The organism is Chitinophaga sp. sic0106 (genome assembly GCF_019219075.1).
GTDB lineage: Bacteria > Bacteroidota > Bacteroidia > Chitinophagales > Chitinophagaceae > Chitinophaga.
Genome location: NZ_JAHUWJ010000061.1, coordinates 1 through 291, shown reverse-complemented (window position 1 = coordinate 291; position 291 = coordinate 1). Strand labels below are relative to the sequence as shown.

The following is a 291-nucleotide window of genomic DNA, read 5'->3' as shown; positions in this document are numbered from 1 at the left end:
CTACCGATGTAGTAACTATTTATAACTACGCTGCTAACCCGGCTGCCAACGCGGGTGTAGATCAGGAAGATTGCGGTAGAACTACTGCCTTCACCCTGGATGCCACCCCTGTAGTATCTACTGGAAACATTCAGCAGATCGGTACCTGGACAGTGCAGTACACCGGTGCTAATACTGCTCCAACGGTAAGTGATATCCATGATCCAAAAGCTACCATCACGGTAACACCTGGTGATCAGGTACAACTGACCTGGACCGTAACCAGCATGGTAAATGGCACCATCATCACCA

Annotated in this window: 1 protein-coding gene; it reads left to right on the top strand. The window is 49.5% G+C overall.

The features are described from left to right. On the top strand, nt 1–291 hold a 291-nt coding region (locus tag KW844_RS28930; protein ID WP_218380243.1), incomplete at both ends, for a hypothetical protein.